Origin of the sequence: Pantoea sp. (assembly GCF_028283705.1) — a bacterium.
GTDB lineage: Bacteria > Pseudomonadota > Gammaproteobacteria > Enterobacterales > Enterobacteriaceae > Pantoea.
On record NZ_JAPWKD010000005.1, the window covers coordinates 303,522 to 324,156 of the forward strand.

20 protein-coding genes are annotated in these 20,635 nt (G+C 54.5%); 13 read left to right on the forward strand and 7 right to left on the reverse strand.

Annotation, left to right across the window (positions count from 1 at the left end; all coding sequences use genetic code 11):
• The gene (gene metB, locus PW844_RS04815) at positions 1-1,161 is read right to left on the reverse strand and encodes a cystathionine gamma-synthase (RefSeq protein WP_299448467.1); all 1,161 of its coding nucleotides are present in this window, start codon (positions 1,159-1,161) and stop codon (positions 1-3) included.
• Positions 1,162-1,440: 279 nt separating this feature from the next.
• On the opposite strand from metB, the gene metJ reads away from it, so the two are divergent.
• Entirely contained in the window at positions 1,441-1,758 is a 318-nt protein-coding gene (gene metJ, locus PW844_RS04820; protein WP_013510984.1) for a met regulon transcriptional regulator MetJ, read from the forward strand.
• Between the two features lie 78 nt (positions 1,759-1,836).
• Here metJ and rpmE read toward each other — a convergent pair whose 3' ends face one another.
• Entirely contained in the window at positions 1,837-2,052 is a 216-nt protein-coding gene (gene rpmE / locus PW844_RS04825) for a 50S ribosomal protein L31 (protein WP_084877857.1), read from the reverse strand.
• Between the two features lie 214 nt (positions 2,053-2,266).
• Here rpmE and priA point away from each other — a divergent pair, with 214 nt between their 5' ends.
• The 6 genes from priA to rraA all read left to right on the forward strand — a co-directional run bounded on the left by priA (position 2,267) and on the right by rraA (position 9,376).
• Positions 2,267-4,465 carry a primosomal protein N' gene (gene priA / locus PW844_RS04830; protein ID WP_299448473.1) on the forward strand — a complete coding sequence of 733 codons (2,199 nt, stop codon included), beginning with the start codon at positions 2,267-2,269 and terminating at the stop codon, positions 4,463-4,465.
• A 168-nt stretch (positions 4,466-4,633) separates the two neighbouring features.
• Entirely contained in the window at positions 4,634-5,671 is a 1,038-nt protein-coding gene (gene cytR, locus PW844_RS04835) for a DNA-binding transcriptional regulator CytR (RefSeq protein WP_299448475.1), read from the forward strand.
• A gap of 147 nt (positions 5,672-5,818) precedes the next feature.
• Complete coding sequence (ftsN, locus tag PW844_RS04840; protein ID WP_299448477.1) at positions 5,819-6,724, forward strand: cell division protein FtsN; 906 nt, start codon at positions 5,819-5,821, stop codon at positions 6,722-6,724.
• A gap of 139 nt (positions 6,725-6,863) precedes the next feature.
• The gene (gene hslV, locus PW844_RS04845; protein ID WP_084877866.1) at positions 6,864-7,394 is read left to right on the forward strand and encodes an ATP-dependent protease subunit HslV; all 531 of its coding nucleotides are present in this window, start codon (positions 6,864-6,866) and stop codon (positions 7,392-7,394) included.
• 11 nt (positions 7,395-7,405) lie between these two features.
• Positions 7,406-8,737, forward strand: coding sequence for an HslU--HslV peptidase ATPase subunit (hslU, locus tag PW844_RS04850; RefSeq protein ID WP_299448479.1), 1,332 nt, complete (start codon positions 7,406-7,408; stop codon positions 8,735-8,737).
• A gap of 153 nt (positions 8,738-8,890) precedes the next feature.
• A complete protein-coding gene (gene rraA, locus PW844_RS04855) occupies positions 8,891-9,376 on the forward strand; it encodes a ribonuclease E activity regulator RraA (protein WP_084877871.1) in 486 nt (161 codons plus the stop codon).
• 57 nt (positions 9,377-9,433) lie between these two features.
• Here the strand turns inward: rraA and zapB are convergent, their stop codons facing one another.
• The gene (zapB, locus tag PW844_RS04860; protein ID WP_208716896.1) at positions 9,434-9,673 is read right to left on the reverse strand and encodes a cell division protein ZapB; all 240 of its coding nucleotides are present in this window, start codon (positions 9,671-9,673) and stop codon (positions 9,434-9,436) included.
• Between the two features lie 432 nt (positions 9,674-10,105).
• On the opposite strand from zapB, the gene PW844_RS04865 reads away from it, so the two are divergent.
• The 3 genes from PW844_RS04865 (at position 10,106) to glpX (ending at position 13,605) form a co-directional block, all read left to right on the forward strand.
• A complete protein-coding gene (locus PW844_RS04865; protein WP_299448486.1) occupies positions 10,106-10,954 on the forward strand; it encodes an MIP/aquaporin family protein in 849 nt (282 codons plus the stop codon).
• Between the two features lie 30 nt (positions 10,955-10,984).
• Positions 10,985-12,499, forward strand: coding sequence for a glycerol kinase GlpK (gene glpK / locus PW844_RS04870; RefSeq protein ID WP_299448488.1), 1,515 nt, complete (start codon positions 10,985-10,987; stop codon positions 12,497-12,499).
• A gap of 95 nt (positions 12,500-12,594) precedes the next feature.
• Positions 12,595-13,605, forward strand: coding sequence for a class II fructose-bisphosphatase (glpX, locus tag PW844_RS04875; protein WP_299448490.1), 1,011 nt, complete (start codon positions 12,595-12,597; stop codon positions 13,603-13,605).
• On the opposite strand, the gene emrD is transcribed toward glpX, so the two are convergent.
• Positions 13,595-14,791, reverse strand: a complete 1,197-nt coding sequence (emrD, locus tag PW844_RS04880; RefSeq protein ID WP_299448492.1) for a multidrug efflux MFS transporter EmrD — start codon at positions 14,789-14,791, stop codon at positions 13,595-13,597. The genes glpX and emrD overlap by 11 nt on opposite strands.
• Before the next feature lie 290 nt (positions 14,792-15,081).
• On the opposite strand from emrD, the gene fpr reads away from it, so the two are divergent.
• The 3 genes from fpr (at position 15,082) to tpiA (ending at position 17,411) form a co-directional block, all read left to right on the forward strand.
• Entirely contained in the window at positions 15,082-15,828 is a 747-nt protein-coding gene (gene fpr, locus PW844_RS04885) for a ferredoxin--NADP(+) reductase (protein WP_299448494.1), read from the forward strand.
• Positions 15,829-15,931: 103 nt separating this feature from the next.
• Positions 15,932-16,522: a YiiQ family protein gene (locus tag PW844_RS04890; protein WP_299448496.1), complete on the forward strand. Its 591-nt coding sequence runs from the start codon at positions 15,932-15,934 to the stop codon at positions 16,520-16,522.
• Positions 16,523-16,643: 121 nt separating this feature from the next.
• The gene (gene tpiA, locus PW844_RS04895) at positions 16,644-17,411 is read left to right on the forward strand and encodes a triose-phosphate isomerase (protein ID WP_084877893.1); all 768 of its coding nucleotides are present in this window, start codon (positions 16,644-16,646) and stop codon (positions 17,409-17,411) included.
• Between the two features lie 41 nt (positions 17,412-17,452).
• Here tpiA and PW844_RS04900 read toward each other — a convergent pair whose 3' ends face one another.
• The 3 genes from PW844_RS04900 to pfkA all read right to left on the reverse strand — a co-directional run bounded on the left by PW844_RS04900 (position 17,453) and on the right by pfkA (position 20,435).
• A complete protein-coding gene (locus tag PW844_RS04900; protein ID WP_299449151.1) occupies positions 17,453-18,208 on the reverse strand; it encodes a CDP-diacylglycerol diphosphatase in 756 nt (251 codons plus the stop codon).
• A gap of 129 nt (positions 18,209-18,337) precedes the next feature.
• Complete coding sequence (locus PW844_RS04905) at positions 18,338-19,327, reverse strand: sulfate ABC transporter substrate-binding protein (RefSeq protein ID WP_299448499.1); 990 nt, start codon at positions 19,325-19,327, stop codon at positions 18,338-18,340.
• Positions 19,328-19,472: 145 nt separating this feature from the next.
• Positions 19,473-20,435, reverse strand: coding sequence for a 6-phosphofructokinase (pfkA, locus tag PW844_RS04910; RefSeq protein WP_299448501.1), 963 nt, complete (start codon positions 20,433-20,435; stop codon positions 19,473-19,475).
• Positions 20,436-20,635 lie beyond the last annotated feature (200 nt).

Here is a 20,635-nt window from a genome sequence, read left to right on the forward strand (position 1 = left end):
TTACCCCTCGGCTGCGATCCTGAATGCATTATCCAGATCGGCGATTAAATCTTCGTGATCTTCAATTCCGACAGAAATGCGGAGCAACGTTTCAGAAATTCCCGCTGCTGCGCGCGCTTCGGCAGACATGCCGGCATGCGTCATGGTGGCGGTATGCGAAATCAGGCTTTCAACACCGCCCAGCGACTCAGCCAGCGTAAACAGCTGTAACGCTTTCAGAAAACGGCGCAACCGGTTTTCGTCGGCGTCCAGCTCGAAACTTAACATGGCACCAAAACCGCGCTGTTGACGTACCGCATACTCGTGACCGGCATTTTCCGGCAGGGAGGGATGATACAGTTTTTTTACCAGCGGTTGTTGCTTTAGGTAATCAACAATCGCCAGTGCATTACGCTGTGCCGCCGCCATACGCGGTGCCAGGGTACGCAGGCCACGCAGCAGCAGGTAACTATCAAAAGCGGCACCGGTCACGCCGATATTATTGGCCCACCAGGCCAGCTCGGTCACCAGTGCCGGATCTTTCGCAATGACCACACCCGCTACCACATCGGAGTGACCATTGAGGTATTTGGTGCAGGAGTGCAGCACCAGATCAGCGCCCAACGCCAGAGGGTTTTGCAGCGCTGGGCTGAGGAAGGTGTTATCCACCACACTGATAGCACCAGCCTCACGCGCGACCTGGCAAATCGCGGCAATATCCACCACGCGTAATAAAGGATTGCTCGGGCTTTCGACCAGTACCAGTTTCGGCTTCTCCGCCAGTGCAGCCTGCAATGCCGCTTTATCACCCTGATCGACAAATTTCACCCGGTACGCGCCGCGTTTGCTCAGGCTGTCGAACAGACGATAGCTGCCGCCGTAGCAGTCATGCGGAGCCACCAGCAAATCGCCCGGCTTCAGGAACACCGTGGTCACCAGATGAATCGCGGACATGCCGGTATTGGTTAATACCGCGCCTGCGCCACCTTCCAGCTCGGCCAGCGCACGCTGCACCACATCACGCGTAGGGTTACCGCGACGAGAGTAGTCGTGCGCGCGAGGCTCATTGAAGTCGAGAAAGTTATAGGTGCTGGAGAGGTGAATCGGTGGGACAACGCAGCCATATTGCTCGTCATCATTCAAACCGCTGCGCACTGCGATGGTTGCCTGTTTACGCGTCATGGTGCTTACTGTTCCTGAAGAGTAAAAAGAAGAGGCCACAGGATAGCATTCCAAGAATGGACGTCAATACATCTGGACATCTAAATGTCTTTGCGTATAGATTGAGCAAAGCATCAATACCCGCTAAAATTACGCGTCATCGCCTGGTGTTCAAAACGCGCTTTCTTCAGGAAAGTGATGTTTAAGCATAAAACCTGCATTTTCAGGGGTCAGGCACCAAAAAATCGGGCATAATCAACGGATTTCCCCACTTTCCACTTTTATTGATTAAGGTAACCCATGGCTGAATGGAACGGCGAATATATCAGCCCTTACGCTGAGCACGGTAAGAAGAGCGAGCAGGTCAAAAAGATTACGGTTTCTATTCCGCTGAAAGTGCTGAAGATTTTAACGGACGAGCGTACCCGCCGTCAGGTGAACAACCTGCGTCATGCCACTAACAGTGAGCTGCTGTGCGAAGCCTTCCTGCATGCTTTCACCGGTCAGCCTCTGCCGGACGACGTTGATCTGCGTAAAGAACGTAGTGATGAGATCCCGGAAGAAGCGAAGAAGATCATGCGTGAGATGGGCATCAATCCCGATACCTGGGAATACTGAAGCCAGAAACAAAAAAACCCAGCCGAAGCTGGGTTTTTTCTTGTAGCCGACTCTCGTAAGAGCCGACGACAAATAATCTTATTTCTTGCTGGTCGGCAGGCTGAAACGCTTGTTGAAGCGATCAACACGGCCACCGGTGTCAACAACACGCTGCTTACCAGTGTAGAACGGGTGGCAGTTGCCGCACACGTCCAGGTTCAGGTCGTGGCTCATGGTAGAGCGAGTGTGGATCACGTTACCGCAAGAGCAAGTGATGGTCACTGCTTCGTATTTCGGGTGAATACCTTGTTTCATGGGAGAACCTCATAAAAGGCCGTGTCGCTCTCCGTGCCAGGTTAAACCTGCACAGCACCACACGCGGTTGAACAATATGTGTATGCTTTGACGAGCGTTTCTCATCAAAGGCGGCGCGCAGTATACAGAAAATGACCGCTTTTGGCAAGATATCCGCTTGCCGCGCCAGCGTGTACACTACTTCTCCTTATTACAGAACCGGATAGAGATTGTCATGCCCGTTGTTCAGGTTGCCCTGCCCGTCCCGCTTCCTCGCCTGTTTGACTATCTGCTGCCTGCCGATGCGCCGCAGCCGGTCACAGGCGTGCGCGTCAGCGTGCCGTTTGGTAACCGCAAAATGGTGGGCATCGTCGTCGGCGTGCGTGAAACCAGCGATTTGCCGCTGGCACAGCTGAAGCAGATCGATGAGATACTCGATAGCAGCAGCCTTTATTCTCCCGCGCTATGGCGCATTTTACAGTGGGCGGCTCAGTATTATCATTCACCGCTGGGTGAAGTGCTGAACCATGCCATACCGGTATTGTTGCGTCAGGGCAAACCCGCCCAGGAAGCACCGCTATGGCAATGGGTAATTAATGATGCCGGGCGCGAAGTGGCGTTAGAGAGCCTGAAGCGCGCGCGCAAGCAGCAGCAGGCGCTGGCCGCATTGCGGCAACAGCCACTTTATCGTCATCAGGTCAGCGACCATGATCTCACCGATGCCGCTTTGCAGGCGTTACGCGCCAAAGGCTTGTGTGATTTGCGTGAACACGCTGCGCAGGTACATGACTGGCGCGACACTTTCGCCGTTAAAGGTGAGAGACTACGCCTTAATACCGATCAGGCGATGGCGGTGGGTGCCATTCGCAGCGAAGACGATCGCTACGCCGCCTGGCTGCTGGCCGGTATCACCGGTTCGGGCAAAACCGAGGTCTATCTCAGCGTGCTGGAAAATGTGCTGGCGCGAGGAAAACAGGCGCTGGTACTGGTGCCGGAAATCGGTCTGACGCCACAAACCATTGCCCGCTTTCGTGAACGCTTCCATGCACCGATAGATGTGCTGCACTCGGCGCTCAATGACAGCGAGCGCCTCGCCGTCTGGCTGCGCGCACGCAGTGGCGAAACCGCGATTGTGATTGGTACCCGTTCGGCGCTGTTTACCCCGCTGGCGCGTCCCGGGGTGATCATTATTGATGAAGAACACGACAGCTCCTACAAACAGCAGGAAGGCTGGCGTTATCAGGCGCGCGATCTGGCGGTGTTTCGCGCCCATGAGGAAGATATTCCGATTGTCATGGGTTCCGCCACTCCGGCACTGGAAACGCTGCACAATGTGCGCAATGGCAAATATCGCCAGCTCAATCTCACCAAACGCGCCGGTAACGCCAAACCGGCGCTACAGCAATTAATCGATCTCAAGGGGCAGCAGTTGAAAGGCGGCCTGGCACCCGCGCTGCTGGGCAAGATGCGTCAGCATTTACAGGCGAATAATCAGGTACTGCTGTTCCTTAACCGACGCGGTTTTTCGCCAGCCCTGATGTGCCATGACTGCGGCTGGCTGGCCGAGTGCCAGCGCTGCGATCGTTATTACACCCTGCATCAGCATCACCGTCAGCTACGCTGCCATCATTGCGATAGCCAGCGCCCCTTGCCCCATCAGTGTCCGCAGTGTGGTTCTACCCACCTGATGCCGGTCGGTGTCGGCACGGAGCAACTGGAGCAACAGCTCGGCACCCTCTTCCCCGGGGTGCCGGTCTCACGTATCGACCGCGATACCACCAGCCGTAAAGGCGCGCTGGAGCAGCATCTGGCGGATGTGCATCGCGGCGGAGCGCGCATTCTGGTGGGAACACAGATGCTGGCAAAAGGTCACCATTTCCCCGATGTCACATTGGTTTCATTATTAGATGTCGATGGCGCGCTGTTTTCGGCTGATTTCCGTGCCGCCGAGCGTTTCGCCCAGCTCTATACTCAGGTCGCCGGCCGTGCGGGCCGTGCGGGCAAACAAGGCGAAGTGTTGTTGCAGACGCACCATCCCGAGCATCCGCTACTGCAAACCCTGTTGCATCGCGGTTATTTCGCGTTTGCCGAGCAGGCGTTGCTGGAGCGTCAGTCGGTCCATCTGCCGCCCTGGACCAGTCACGCGCTGTTTCGCGCGGAAGATATGGATAATCAGCAGGCAGCCGAATTTCTCAGCCAGTTAAGAAACTTACTGGAAGCCAGTCCGCTGAAAGATCAGGCGCTATGGCTGATGGGGCCTGTTCCGGCGCTGCAACCCAAGCGCAGCGGACGCTGGCGTTGGCAGCTGCTGCTGCAACATCCATCACGTAAACGTCTGCAACAATTGCTGAGCAGCTCGCTACCTCTGGTTACCACACTACCCGCTGCACGTAAGGTCAAATGGACGCTGGATATCGACCCGACCGAGAGCTAACGTGCACCACATCTGCGAGCCGGATCGAAAAAAGTCGCACAAGTCACAATTTTTATGCAAATTAAGTAACAACACCAACCGGGGTTCGGTTAACAATAGTGCCCGACCCGGTAGATGCCCGGCTTTCGACAGACTTTCAATGCGCCGAACTGCGTCAGGAGTAAAACGTTGGACCAGAAGCAATCCTCATCCGCCGCCACGATGAAAGATGTGGCAGAGAAAGCCGGTGTTTCGACTGCCACGGTTTCTCGTGCGCTGATGAATCCGGAAAAAGTCTCGGCTGCCACCCGGCAGAAAGTGGAACAGGCAGTGATTGCCGTCGGTTACTCACCACACGGCCTGGCACGTAATGCCAAACGTGGCGAGACGCAAACCATTCTGGTGATTGTGCCCGACATCTGTGACCCTTTTTTCAGCGAAATCATCCGCGGCATAGAAGTGACTGCCGCCCAGGAAGGTTATCTGGTGTTGATTGGCGATTGCGCGCATCAGAATCAGCAGGAAAAAACCTTTCTCAATCTGATGCTGACACGCCAGATCGACGGCATGGTGTTGCTCGGTTCACAGCTGCCCTTTGAGGCCGGTGTAGAGGATCAGCGCAACCTGCCACCGATGGTGATGGGGAATGAATTCGCGCCGGAGATGGCGTTACCCACAGTACACATCGATAACCTGACTGCCGCATTTGAAGCGGTGAACCATTTGCTGCAACTCGGTCACCGTCAGATCGCCTGTATTACCGGCCCCGAACATATCCCGCTGTGCCAGTATCGTTTGCAGGGCTACATTCAGGCGCTGCGCCGTAGCAGCCTGCCGGTCGATCCCACGCTGATTGTGCATGGCGATTTCACCTTCGAAGCCGGAGCCAACGCGTTAAAGCAACTAATGAGCCTGCCCAATCCACCGAAAGCGCTGTTTTGTCATAGCGACCTGATGGCGCTGGGTGCCATGAATCAGGCACGCAAACTGGGTATGCGGATTCCACAGGATCTTTCGGTGGTAGGTTTCGACGACATCGAACTGGCGCAATATTACGATCCGCCGCTGACCACCGTCGCCCAGCCACGGTTTGATATCGGTCGAGAGGCGATGCTACTGCTGCTGGATGAGTTGCAGGGGAAACGCGTCAATAACGGTTCACGCCTGCTGGATGCGGAACTACGCGTGCGTGGAAGCACGGCCCCCGCTGCAAAACGTGAAAAATGACCACCTTTACACCGCATTTTCAGCGGATTCTGAAGGCAGACTCCGCTGGTCAAACTTCCGGCCCTTGAGTAACATGGCGAATTCCTTGCCGGGCTATTAACAGCATATTTACAGGCCCGCATTTTTTTGAAGGGTATCAGAACGAGAGTGGCACAAAGAGATTACGTAGGCCGCGGGCGTTCAACAGGGACGCGTCGCAAAAAAAGCACAGGCCGCAGCAAGAAAAGCAAAGGCGGTTCTGGCACCTCCAAACTGATGATCGTACTGGCTGCGGCCGTACTGGTCACCTTTGCCGGTGGCTTATGGTTCATCTCCCATCATAAGAAAGAAGAGACGCCAGTGATGCCGGATCACAAAGCGGCGGGTAATGGGCTGCCGCCGAAACCGGAAGAGCGCTGGAAGTACATCAAAGAACTGGAAAACCGCCAGCTGACCGTGCCCACACCCACGGAACCTTCTGCCGGTGGCGGCATTCAGTCGCAAACGCAGCTGACCGATGAGCAACGCCAGCTACTGGAACAGATGCAGGCGGATATGCGCCAGCAGCCTACTCAGCTGAATGAAGTGCCGTGGAATGAACAAACTCCGGCACAGCGCCAGCAAACCCTGCAACGTCAGCAGCAACAATTGCAGCGCCAGCAGCAGGTGCAACAACAGCAGGTGCAGCGCCAACAGCAGGTCCAGCAACAGCAGCCACAACATCAGCAGATGCAACAGCAACCGGTCACCCGTCAGCCACAGCAGCAGCCAGCTCCCATTACGCGTGAGCCTGAGCAGCAGACCCGGCCACAGGAAACCGTGAAAGCGAAGCCAGTAGAGAAGGCATCGTCGCAGCGCTGGATGGTGCAGTGTGGTTCGTTTAAGGGAACTGACCAGGCGGAGTCCGCACGAGCGGCACTTGCCTTCGAAGGCTTTGAAAGCCGAATTACCACCGGTGGCGGCTGGAATCGTGTAGTCATTGGCCCCTTCAAGGATCGCAGCAGCGCTGACAGCACGGTGAAACGCCTGCACAGTTCCGGCCACGGAAGCTGTATTCCCCTCGCTATCCCCTGAATAATCTGAGTTCCCCCGAGCCCCGTAATATGACGGGTGAATCGGGGTTGAAACTCCTGATTACTACCCCATATCAGTTTGCATGATACTCCGCGCCAGGTGCGCGGAGTCCTTTTCTACTGCAACAAGGGGTCTGCCCGTGACAACAATAGTAAGTGTACGACGCAACGGCCAGGTAGTGATTGGCGGTGATGGCCAGGCTACTCTCGGCAATACCGTAATGAAAGGCAACGTTAAAAAAGTGCGTCGTCTTTATAACGACAAAGTCATCGCCGGTTTCGCTGGCGGCACTGCAGATGCCTTCACCCTCTTCGAACTGTTCGAGCGCAAGCTGGAAATGCACCAGGGGCATTTGGTGAAAGCTGCCGTCGAGCTGGCTAAAGACTGGCGTACCGATCGTATGCTACGTCGCCTCGAAGCCCTGCTGGCGGTGGCGGACGAATCCGCTTCACTGATCATCAGCGGCAACGGTGACGTTATCCAGCCGGAAAACGATCTGATTGCTATCGGTTCGGGTGGACCTTACGCCCAGGCAGCGGCACGCGCCCTGCTGGAAAATACTGATTTAGGTGCGAAAGATATCGTGGCTAAAGCGCTGAATATCGCTGGCGATATCTGCATCTACACCAACCATAATGTTAACTTTGAAGAATTACCCTCTAAGGCGTAAGGATCTGAATCATGTCTGAGATGACTCCCCGCGAGATTGTCAGCGAACTGAATCGCTTTATCATTGGCCAGGATGGTGCGAAACGTGCTGTGGCCATTGCGCTGCGTAACCGCTGGCGTCGCATGCAGCTTGACGAAGAGCTGCGCCATGAAGTCACCCCGAAAAACATCCTGATGATCGGTCCGACCGGTGTCGGTAAAACCGAGATTGCCCGTCGTCTGGCAAAACTGGCGCATGCGCCGTTCATCAAAGTGGAAGCCACCAAATTCACCGAAGTCGGTTACGTCGGCAAAGAAGTGGACTCCATCATTCGCGATCTGACCGACGCTGCCGTGAAAATGGTGCGTATTCAGGCGATTGAGAAAAATAAATACCGTGCTGAAGAGATGGCAGAAGACCGCATTCTCGATGCACTCATCCCGCCAGCAAAAAATAACTGGGGCCAGCCAGAGCATACCGCCGAGCCTTCTGCCGCTCGCCAGTCTTTCCGCAAAAAACTGCGTGAAGGTCAGCTGGACGACAAAGAGATCGAAATCGATCTGGCTGCCGCACCGATGGGCGTGGAAATCATGGCCCCGCCGGGCATGGAAGAGATGACCAGCCAGCTGCAGTCTATGTTCCAGAATCTGGGTGGACAGAAGCAGAAGCCGCGCAAGCTGAAAATCAAAGACGCCATGAAGCTGCTGATTGAAGAAGAAGCCGCCAAGCTGGTGAACCCGGAAGAACTGAAGCAGGACGCCATCGAAGCGGTTGAACAACATGGCATCGTGTTTATCGATGAGATCGACAAAATCTGTAAACGCGGCCAGTCATCCGGCCCGGATGTCTCGCGTGAAGGCGTACAGCGCGACCTGCTGCCGCTGGTGGAAGGTTGTACCGTCTCCACCAAACACGGCATGGTGAAAACCGATCACATCCTGTTTATCGCTTCCGGTGCGTTCCAGGTCGCCAGCCCGTCGGACCTGATTCCGGAATTGCAGGGTCGTCTGCCGATTCGTGTGGAACTTCAGGCGCTGACTGTGAACGACTTTGAGCGCATCCTGACTGAGCCAAATGCCTCTGTCACCGTGCAGTACAAGGCGCTGATGGCAACCGAAGGCGTGAACGTTGATTTCACTGAAGACGGTATTCGCCGCATTGCCGAAGCGGCATGGCAGGTGAACGAAACCACTGAGAATATCGGTGCACGTCGTTTGCATACGGTGCTGGAACGTCTGATGGAAGATATCTCCTACGCCGCCAGCGATCTTGATGGTGAATCGATCATCATCGACGCGGAGTATGTCGGCAAGCATCTGGATCAGTTGGTGGCCGACGAAGACCTCAGCCGCTTTATCCTGTAAGCCACTGCCACAACAACAATGCCCGGCCACTGTGCCGGGCATTTTTTTGCGCAGGATATTGATGCAGCGCTTTTTTTATAGGGTGATGATTTTGCCAACACTTGCCAGATAGCGATATACTTACCGCTCCTGTGGCAAACAGACGACATCCCTATGAAATACGATACATCTGAACTCTGCGACATCTACCATGAAGAAGTGAATGTTGTTGAACCGCTTTTTTCGAACTTTGGTGGACGCACCTCATTCGGTGGTCAGATAACCACAGTGAAATGTTTTGAAGACAACGGCCTGCTTTACGACCTGCTGGAAGAAAATGGCCGGGGTCGTGTTTTACTGGTTGATGGCGGTGGTTCTGTGCGCCGTGCACTGGTGGATGCGCAGCTGGCACGTCTGGCGGTGCAAAACGAGTGGGAAGGCATTGTGGTGTACGGATCGGTACGTCAGGTTGACGAACTGGAGGAGCTGGAGCTTGGCATTCAGGCGATTGCAGCCATTCCAGCCGGTGCTGCCGGGGAAGGGATTGGTGAGAGCGATGTGCGCGTCAATTTTGGTGGCGTGACCTTCTTTTCCGGCGACCATCTCTACGCTGACAATACCGGGATCATCCTGTCGGAAGACGCACTCGATATCGAGTAATCCCAGAGACGAAAACGGGTGCCGCGGCACCCGTTGTTGTCAGCGTTCAAAGTACGCTTAGACTTCTTCCATTTTTCCCAGCAGGGCGCGCAGCCGATCCTGCCACACATGCTGTTCTTCTTTCAGCTGTTGGTTTTCACGCACCAGCGCATCCTGGTTACCGGAAGACTGCTGAACTTCATTCTTCAGCGTATTGTTCTGCTCTTTCAGCTCTTCGATTTCCATCTGCAGCAGGGTGATGGTATCAATCGCCTGCTGTACTTTCGCTTCCAGTTTTTCGAACACTTCAAATGACATCTTTCTGACCTCTCCTAAATCTTGCAAGGCGTTGATGGTGCCGACCCGACGCAACGCGCGCCCGTCCATGACGCGGCCAGCAACGATGTCCCGATTGTATGTAGCGCGCCCCGGCAAGTCCAGCGGCGCAAGGCCTGCAAAGGGAGTCTGTAACACTTTTCAGTCAATGCCTAAAAAATTACGTCCCATTGAGCGTATTTATCCATATTGGCGAGAAATTTCTGATTCACAACCGGGGGCAATAGCGCTTAAAAAAACGCAAAAGACGCGAAAACGCGCATTTTTATGACAGACCACACAGAATTCAATTTCGCTATTTCTCGTTTATGCTCGTTAACGATAAATTTACAGCAGCCCTACAAGAGCGCTGGGTGACTCAACGGATTGAGAACAACAACTGATAAAATTTAACCTCGCTTCAGGAATGCCATTATGAGCCAGACAACGAACACACTAACAGGTCAGTGCATCGCCGAGTTTCTTGGTACCGGTTTGATTATCTTTTTCGGCGCGGGCTGTGTTGCTGCACTGAAACTTGCCGGAGCCAGCTTCGGCCAATGGGAAATTTGTATTATCTGGGGTTTAGCTGTCTCCATGGCGGTTTATCTGAGTGCTGGCGTTTCAGGCGCTCATCTCAATCCGGCGGTAACCGTGGCGCTTTGCCTGTTTGCCAACTTTGAAGGTCGTAAAGTGCTGCCTTACATTGTGGCGCAGGTTGCAGGTGCGTTCTGTGCGGCGGCGCTGGTCTACGGCCTTTACTACAATTTGTTCTTCGATTTCGAACAAAGTCATCAGATGGTACGCGGCAGCGTGGATAGCCTCCAGCTGGCAGGTATCTTCTCTACCTATCCGAATCCCCATATCAGTGTAGGTCAGGCATTCCTGGTTGAAATGGTGATTACGGCGGTATTGATGTCTCTCATCATGGCGCTGACCGATGATGGCAACGGTGTGCCGCGTGGTCCGCTGGCACCGCTGTTGATTGGTCTGCTGGTGGCGGTGATCGGTGGCTCTATGGGTCCGCTGACTGGCTTCGCCCTGAACCCGGCTCGTGACTTCGGTCCGAAGGTGTTCGCATGGCTGGCAGGCTGGGGCAACGTCGCCTTCACCGGTGGCAAAGATATCCCTTACTTCCTGGTTCCGATTTTTGGCCCGCTGGTTGGTGCCTGCCTCGGAGCTTTCGGTTACCGCGCACTGATTGGCCGTCACCTGCCAGTTAACGTCGCAGTAACCAGCAAGACAGAAAATCAGGTCGCGCGCGCTGAGCAGCGTAAAGCGTAAGTTTCACTTTTAGATCATCAGGAAAATCATATGACTACGACAGATAAAAAATACATCGTCGCGCTCGACCAGGGCACAACCAGTTCTCGTGCTGTGATTCTGGACCATGACGCCAATATCGTCGCTGTCTCGCAGCGTGAATTCACCCAGATCTACCCGAAAGCGGGCTGGGTTGAACATGACCCAATGGACATTTGGGCGTCACAAAGTTCGACGCTGGTTGAAGTGCTGGCCCATGCCAACATCCGTTCTGACGAAATCGCCGCGATTGGTATCACTAACCAGCGTGAAACCGCCATCGTCTGGGATAAAGAGACTGGCAACCCGGTTTATAACGCCATCGTCTGGCAGGACCCGCGTACTGCGGATTACTGTAACAAGCTGAAGAAAGAAGGCCTCGAAGAGTATATCCAGCACACCACCGGTCTGGTGATTAACCCGTACTTCTCCGGCACCAAAGTGAAGTGGATCCTCGATAACGTCGAAGGTGCGCGCGAACGTGCCAAACGTGGCGAGCTGCTGTTCGGCACCGTGGATACCTGGCTGGTTTGGAAAATGACCCAGGGCCGTGTGCATATCACCGACCACACCAACGCCTCACGTACCATGATGTATAACATTCACGAGCTGAAGTGGGATGAGCGTATGCTCGAAATCCTCGACATTCCGCGTGAAATGTTGCCGGAAGTGAAAGGTTCGTCTGAAATCTACGGCCAGACCAACATTGGTGGTAAAGGCGGTACGCGTATTCCGATTGCCGGGATTGCTGGTGACCAGCAGGCAGCGCTTTATGGCCAGCTGTGTGTGCAGCCGGGTATGGCGAAAAACACCTATGGTACTGGCTGCTTTATGCTGATGAACACCGGTACCGAAGCTGTGACCTCCACTCATGGTCTGCTGACCACCATCGCCTGCGGCCCACGTGGTGAGGTGAACTATGCACTGGAAGGTGCGGTGTTCATCGGTGGTGCGGCCATTCAGTGGCTGCGTGACGAGATGAAGCTGTTCAGCGATGCTGCTGACTCTGAATACTTCGCGCAGAAAGTGAAAGACAGCAACGGCGTGTATATGGTGCCCGCCTTCACCGGCCTCGGTGCCCCGTATTGGGACCCGTATGCACGTGGTGCGATCTTTGGCCTGACGCGTGGTGTTAACGGCAACCATCTGATTCGCGCCACGCTGGAGTCGATTGCCTTCCAGACGCGTGATGTGCTGGAAGCGATGCAAAATGATGCCAACACCCGCCTGCAATCTCTGCGTGTGGATGGTGGTGCCGTGGCTAACAACTTCCTGATGCAGTTCCAGTCCGACATTCTGGGCACCCGTGTTGAACGCCCGGAAGTGCGCGAAGTCACCGCGCTGGGTGCAGCATATCTGGCCGGCCTGGCTGTCGGTTTCTGGAATGATCTGGAAGAGGTCCGCTCCAAAGCGGTAATTGAACGCGAATTCCGCCCAAGCATTGAAACCACCGAGCGTAACGTCCGCTATGCGGGCTGGAAAAAAGCTGTCGCTCGCGCTCAGGCCTGGGAAGAACACGACGAGTAATCCCTCTGCAACCCGCGGCATCCTGCCGCGGGTTTTTCCCGCCGCTTTACCCCGCTGTGCTACACTGCCCGCCTGTTTTTTGTCAGGTGCAGACCATGAAACGAGAACTCGCGATTGAATTTTCCCGCGTTACCGAAGCCGCCGCGCTGGCGGGCTATCACTGGTTAGGACGCGGCGACAAGAATGCTGCCGACGGCGCTGCCGTCAACGCCATGCGTATTATGCTGAACACCATCAATATCAATGGTCAGATCGTGATCGGTGAAGGAGAAATCGACGAAGCGCCGATGCTCTACATTGGTGAAAAGGTGGGGACCGGCCAGGGCGATGCGGTCGATATCGCCGTTGATCCGATTGAAGGCACGCGCATGACTGCGTTAGGCCAGGCCAATGCGCTGGCGGTGTTGGCGGTGGGCGATAAAGGCAGTTTCCTGCACGCACCTGATATGTACATGGAAAAATTGATTGTTGGTCCAGGCGCGCATGGCGCTATCGACCTCAATCTGCCACTGGAAACCAACCTGACAAACATCGCGACAGCCTTGGGCAAATCACTCAGCCAGCTGACGGTGTCCATTCTGGCAAAGCCGCGTCACGATGCGGTGATTGCGCAACTACAACAACTCGGTGTGCGGGTCTTTACCTTTCCGGATGGTGATGTCGCGGCATCCATTCTCACCTGCATGCCCGACAGTGAAGTGGATGTGCTGTACGGAATTGGCGGTGCGCCGGAAGGGGTGGTCTCTGCGGCGGTGATTCGCGCGCTGGATGGCGACATGCAGGCACGCCTGCTGCCGCGTCACCAGGTGAAAGGTGACAGCGAAGAAAATCGCCGCCTTGGCGAACAGGAATTACAACGCTGTGCCGAAATGGGGATTGAAGCAGGTAAGGTGCTGACGCTGGAGCAGATGGCGCGCAACGATAACGTAATTTTTGCTGCCACTGGCATCACCACCGGCGACTTACTTAAAGGCATCACGCGTAAAGGGAATATCGCGACCAGCGAAACGCTGCTGATTCGCGGTAAATCGCGCACCATTCGCCGCATTCAGTCGATCCACTATCTGGATCGTAAAGATGCGGCACTGCACCCGTTTATCCTGTAACCGTCTGCCTGCCGCTCTCGGGATGGCGTGAGAGCGGCCACCAGCACAGCAGCATCACTAGCGCGGTGGCAAACATCAACATGCCGAGGCTGAACTGATCACGCTGCGGCATCATCGCCGAAAGCCACGCCACCAGGCCAGAACCCAGATTCTGTAAGCCGCCAATCAGCGCTCCGGCGCTACCTGCCAGCCACGCGTAGGGCTCCATCGCACCGGACGTCGCCAGCGGAAACAACATCCCCGCACCGAAGAAAAACAGCGCCGCAGGCACCAGAAGCGTCCAGATATTCATCACACCAAACCACGCCGGTACCCACATCATCAATCCCGCCAGCAGGCAGCTGTTCACGCCGTACCACATCAACGTGTGCCAGGATTTTTGTTCGCGTCCGGCAAACCAGGCACCGAAAAAGGCGGCCGGAATCGGCAGGATAAACAGGATGCTGACCGTCAAACCATCCAGTCCCAGCACGCCACCCAGCAGCACGCCACAGCTGGCTTCAAATACCGCAATGCCCGCCAGCGCGCCAATCAGCAGTAGCAAATAACGGACAAAGTGGCCATCGCTGAGTAAGGTGGCATAGCGCCGCAGAAAGGGCGTCGCCGCTGTTTCGGCGGGTCTGGTTTCTGGCAACCAGCGCGCCATTGCCGCTGTCACGCCAAGACACAGCAGCAGCAAAAAGGCAAAACAGGCATGCCAGCCAAACAGCTGTGTCAGTAAGGCTCCGATAACCGGCGCCAGCAACGGGCTAACCAGAATGCCCATATTTAACAGGCTATTGGCCTGACGCAACGCCGTCCCCTGGTGAAGATCGCGCGGCATGGTTCGGGCCATCACCCCAGCCACGCCCGTACCCAGCCCCTGGACAGCACTACCTAATATCAGAATGTGCAGCGAAGGAGCAAATAGCGCGATCAGGGCACCGCAGGCAAAGATCGTCATTCCAGCAAGGATCACCGGCCGCCGCCCGATGCTATCGGAGAGTGGGCCATAGATCAGCTGTGATCCGCCGTAAGTGATCAGATAGCCTGCCATGACCTGCTGTATAGCCCCGCTGTGCACATTAAAAGCATCAGCCATGGCCGCCATCGCGGGTACATAGATGGTTTGCGCCATCTGCCCGACGGCCACCAGCACGATCAACATCAACAGTAAGCGGCGATTTTCCGTTTTAGATATCAACATGGAACAAAATGTCTGTCTGAGAAATAAAGTAAAGACAGCAGTAAAAAAGGCTGCCTGTTATGAATGGCGGCAAAAATATCAGGATTCGATGACAAAGCGAGGGGGGAGACCAAAGCAATTAGCCTGACTTCGTCAAGCTGTGACACCAGCCTGTAAAGCACCCGCTACAGTTGAAGCTAAGTGCGCTGCATTTGTCGCTGAGAGCCATTTACCCAGCCAGGGACTGGAAATCTTCCCGGCGGCTGACGAAGATAGTGACATGTCTGAAAAATCAACAATAAGGAGTGAACATGGCTGAGTGGGTCAATGCCGAAGTGAAAGAAGTCAAAAACTGGACCGATGCCCTGTTCAGCCTGCGCGTGCAGGCACCCATCGATCCCTTTATCGCCGGACAATTTGCCAAGCTGGCGCTGGAAATCGACGGTGAACGCGTGCAGCGTGCTTATTCCTACGTCAATGCACCACATGACGCGCTGCTCGAGTTCTATCTGGTCACGGTACCAGAAGGTAAGCTTAGCCCGAGGTTACAGGCGCTGCGTCCGGGCGATCAGGTGATGGTGACGAAAGAAGCGTCAGGCTTTTTTGTGCTGGACGAGATTCCTGATTGCCAGACACTGTGGATGCTGGCCACTGGCACCGCCATTGGCCCGTATTTGTCTATTCTGCAACAGGGCGCAGGGCTGGAGCGTTTCGAGAATATCGTGCTGGTCCATGCCGCGCGCTATGCCGCCGATCTCAGCTTCCTGCCACTGATGCAGCAATTACAGCAGCGTTATCAGGGGAAGCTGCATATCCAGACCGTGATCAGCCGTGAAGAGATGTCTGGCTCACTGCATGGTCGTGTCCCTGCACTGATTGAAAGCGGCGCACTGGAACAGGCAGTAGGGTTGCCGATGGATGCGGATACCAGCCACATCATGTTGTGCGGCAACCCACAAATGGTGCGCGATACCCAGCAATTGCTGAAAGATAACCGCGGCATGCGCAAGCATTTCAAACGCAAACCCGGGCATATGAGCAGCGAACATTACTGGTAACTGATGGGCGGCATAATGTGAGTTTTTTCCAGGCCGGGGTTTTGACTTTCGCTGGTAAAAACCGTTCTAATCGTTGGCTACGTTATTGGTTAGGACCGAAGCAATGAAGAATCTGCCAGGCGCGTTGCTACTCAGCCTCGCACTGACATTTCCCGTCTGGGCGGAAGACGCACCCCCGCAGGATCGCAGCGACCATCTGCCTGCGGCCCCTTATTTACTGCCTGGTGCGCCCACCTTTGATATGACTATTGCGCAGTTTCGTGAAAAGTACAATGCCGCCAATCCTGACCTGCCGTTGATGGAATATCGTTCCATCGATAATCAGGACGATAAAAGCAACCTGACGCGGGCTGCCAGCAAAATCAGCGAAACCCTGTATGCCTCTACGGCGCTGGAGCAAGGCACCGGTAAAATCAAAACGCTACAGGTAACCTGGCTGCCGGTGCCAGGGCCGGATGAGAAGAATGCCCAGGAAAAGGCCATGGCTTACATGACCGCCCTGCTGCGCTTTTTCTCCCCCGGGTTATCGCCTGAAGACGGACGTAAAAAGCTCGATTCCCTGCTCAGCGCAGGTAAAGGTTCACGCTATTTTTCCCGTAATGAAGGGGCGCTGCGTTTTGTGGTCGCGGACAACGGTGATAAGGGCCTGACCTTTGCTGTAGAGCCGATCAAACTGGCGCTTGCCACACCCTGATCACCCCCGGCAAAAATGACGAAAAGCAAAGCCAGCGACATATTTGATCTCTATACTGTCTGGCAGACATCGCTGCCTTAGAGCAGTGCTATTTCATGAATCGCGTTATGCGGAGGAAAGAATGCGACATCCACTGGTTATGGGTAACTGGAAACTGAACGGCAGCAAGCATATGACTGACGAGCTGATCGCAGGTTTGCGCAAAGAACTGTCTGGTGTTGAAGGCTGCGGTGTGGCGATTGCTCCGCCGGCACTCTATCTTGCTCAGGCAAAACATGCCATTTCCGGTAGCCACATTGCACTGGGTGCTCAGAACGTCGACGTCAATCTGTCTGGCGCTTTCACCGGCGAAACTTCAGCTGACATGCTGAAAGATATCGGCGCCAAATACATCATCATCGGTCACTCTGAGCGTCGTACTTATCACAAAGAAAGCGACGAATTTATCGCGAAGAAATTCGCTGTGCTGAAAGCTGCTGGCCTGGTACCGGTTCTTTGTATTGGTGAAACCGAATCAGAAAACGAAGCGGGCAAAACTGAAGAAGTCTGCGCACGTCAGATCGACGCAGTGCTGGAAACTCAGGGCGCAGAAGCCTTCCAGGGTGTCGTCATTGCCTACGAACCGGTATGGGCGATTGGTACTGGTAAATCAGCAACGCCTGCGCAGGCTCAGGCCGTGCATAAATTCATTCGTGATCATATCGCGAAGAAAGATGCCGCAGTGGCTGCCCAGGTCATCATCCAGTACGGCGGTTCTGTTAATGACAAAAACGCCGCAGAACTGTTCACTCAGCCTGACATCGATGGTGCGCTGGTTGGTGGTGCGTCACTGAAAGCTGATGCCTTTGCGGTGATTGTGAAAGCTGCCGCCGCAGCGAAAAACGCGTAATCGTTCTGATGCATGACGAGGCGGCTTAACAGCCGCCTTTTTTATTGCAGAATCTGGCAACGATGATCCTGCAATTCTTCTGCCGAACCACTTTCCAGTTTGACCCAGTTGCGTTCAATCGCCATCAGCGCCAGGCGACCATCCGGCAACGCTGCCAGCGCCATGCCGTATTTCCCCATCTCGCTACGTGCGTCAGGGACTTCTAATGCCAGACGAATAAAAACGCTTTGCTGCGCCAGCTGCGCCTCTGTCAGGGTGCGTATCTGATAACGATGTTTTTGCAGCGTTTCACTTTGCCATTGCTCGCTGAGTAGCGGAGCCAATGCATCCAGCCGCTGACGCACATCCGGCCGCAGACAGGAAATATGAATATGCAGCTGATTTTGTGAACGAGCATATTGTGAGTTAATCGCCAGCGATAGCGCACTGTCGGCAATCGGTTTACCACGGCGCTGCGCCAGTAAACTCCGCTCCTGCCAGGCATCCGCAAACAAATTCGGTGTTGCCGGATTCAGCAGAATCGGGCTTTCCATACCGGTGATTTTTTCGATGGGCATCAGCAAATACTGCAACGGACCGTTGAGATCTTTCAGCGTAACGTAGCCTTTTGCCACATCCACCTGCTGGCAGGGAGCAGGATCACCGCGTTGCGTCATACCAGGCAGGCATTTCTCGCTGATAATTTGCCACAAGGCATTGGAGTTTTTCTGGAAGTGCACCGCAGCCAGGACTAAGCCGATAATCAACAGTGCAAGCAACAAGGTAATCAGATTCAGGGTACGACGGCTGCCCTGCATAGCGTGGTCCCTCGGTTCATCATCTGCCAGCATCCTCGCCTGGCAGATGATGAATGTCACGGACTTTTGCCGCGCGCCAAAGCAAAACGGCCAGCAAAGGCTGGCCGTGATACTTTACTGGCAGAACGATTACGGTTTCATAACCTGATCGTAAGTGCCGCCATCGGCAAAGTGGGTTTTCTGCGCCTGCTCCCAGCCGCCAAATTTGCTATCGATAGTGAACAGTTTTACCGGTGCAAAGGTGCTGGCAAATTTCTTCGCCACCGCTTCATCACGCGGGCGATAGAAATTTTCCGCGGCGATGGTCTGTCCTTCCGGGGAGTAGAGGTACTTCAGGTAATCCTCTGCCACTTTACGGGTGCCACGTTCATCGACCACTTTATCAACCACTGCCACCGTCGGCTCGGCAAGGATCGATTCGCTCGGTGTGATGATTTCAAATTTGTCTTTACCCAGTTTGTTGACCGCCAGATACGCTTCGTTTTCCCAGGCAATCAGCACATCACCAATACCGCGTTCAACAAAGGTGTTGGTAGCGCCACGCGCACCAGAATCCTGCACTTCAACATTCTTAAACAGCGCTTTGACGTATGCTTCTGCTTTGGCCTGATCGCCGTGATTTTGATCCAGGGCCCAGCCCCAGGCAGCCAGATAGTTCCAGCGCGCACCGCCTGATGTCTTCGGATTTGGCGTAATCACCGATACACCCGGTTTAATCAGATCAGCCCAGTCGTGGATGCCCTTCGGATTGCCTTTACGCACGAGGAATACAATGGTCGAGGTGTAAGGCGCGGAGTTATCAGGCAGACGTTTGATCCAGTTTTTATCAATACGACCACGCTCAGCGATGGCATCAACGTCAGACTGCAACGCCAGCGTCACCACATCCGCACGGATGCCATTGATCACCGAGGTAGCCTGCTTACCTGAACCACCGTGCGACTGGCGGATCACCACGTTATCACCGGTTTCCTGCTTGTAATGGGCGCTGAACGCTTTGTTGTACTGCTCGTAAAGTTCACGCGTCGGATCGTAAGACACGTTTAACAGCTGAATATCCTTTGCCAAAACACTGGTTGAAGCCAGTAACAGGGTGACACCAATAGTCCACTTGTTCATTGCTTGCTCTCCGAAGTCGTTATAGAACAAGACTGACACAAACTAATCCACAGATTAAAGAATTAAAAATAAGCTGTTATAACTGGAGAGAATATGAGCAGGCACAAAAAAGGCGCGTTCCCTGACGCGCCTTGATTTTGCAGATTTAGTAGAGTTTTTTCGCGGTATCCAGCCAGTCGCGTTTGAACGGACGTTTCATATTTTCGATGGCATCGATAATGTCGTGGTGCACCATCTTCTCGTTCTGAATACCTACGCAACGTCCACCGTAACCCTGCAGCAGCAGTTCAATGGAGTACGCACCCATACGTGAAGCCAGGATGCGGTCATAAGCACAAGGCGCACCACCACGCTGAATGTGGCCCAGAACCGTGGCACGGGTTTCGCGTTTGGTTTCAGCTTCAATGTAATGCGCCAGATCGTCGATATCACAGATGTGCTCAGTGATAGCCACGATGGCGTGTTTTTTACCTTTGGCGATACCGGCTTTGATTTCAGCGACCAGTTCTTCACGGGTATAAGGAATTTCCGGCAGCACGATAAATTCACAGCCACCAGCAATTGCTGCCGCCAGTGTCAGATCGCCGCAGTAGCGGCCCATCACTTCAACGATGGAAATACGCTGATGTGAAGAAGAAGTGTCACGCAAGCGGTCAATCGCCTCCACTACCGTTTCAAGCGCGGTGAAATAACCGATGGTGTAGTCAGTACCGGCGACATCGTTGTCGATGGTGCCCGGTAAGCCAATGCACGGGAAACCCATTTCCGTCAGGCGTTTAGCACCCATGTAAGAGCCGTCACCACCAATCACCACCAGCGCATCGATGCCGCGCTTTTTCATATTTTCGATGGCAACCTGACGAACTTCTTCGTTACGGAATTCCGGGAAACGAGCAGAACCCAGGAAAGTACCGCCACGATTGATCATATCCGAAACGCTGTAGCGATCGAGATTGACCATACGGTCTTCATAGAGCCCCAGATAGCCGTCGTAGATGCCAAAAACTTCAAGTCCTTCACTCAGCGCGGAACGTACAACTCCGCGAATGGCTGCGTTCATGCCTGGGGCGTCGCCGCCGCTGGTCAGTACTCCGATTTTTTTGATCATGACAACCTCTGGATTGTTCAAAACTAAGGATTATTCCCGCCAGTGCCCCTGCGGAGACCAGCTCGCGATCGCACGGCCTTATAGTTGAGAGATAGTATATCAAAGGCTGATTGCTGAATTGATTCAGGTCAGACAAGTTTTCGCTATTTTTTTACAGAGTTGTTAGCGTTCCGTCATTTTTATCCCGCAACACGATGATT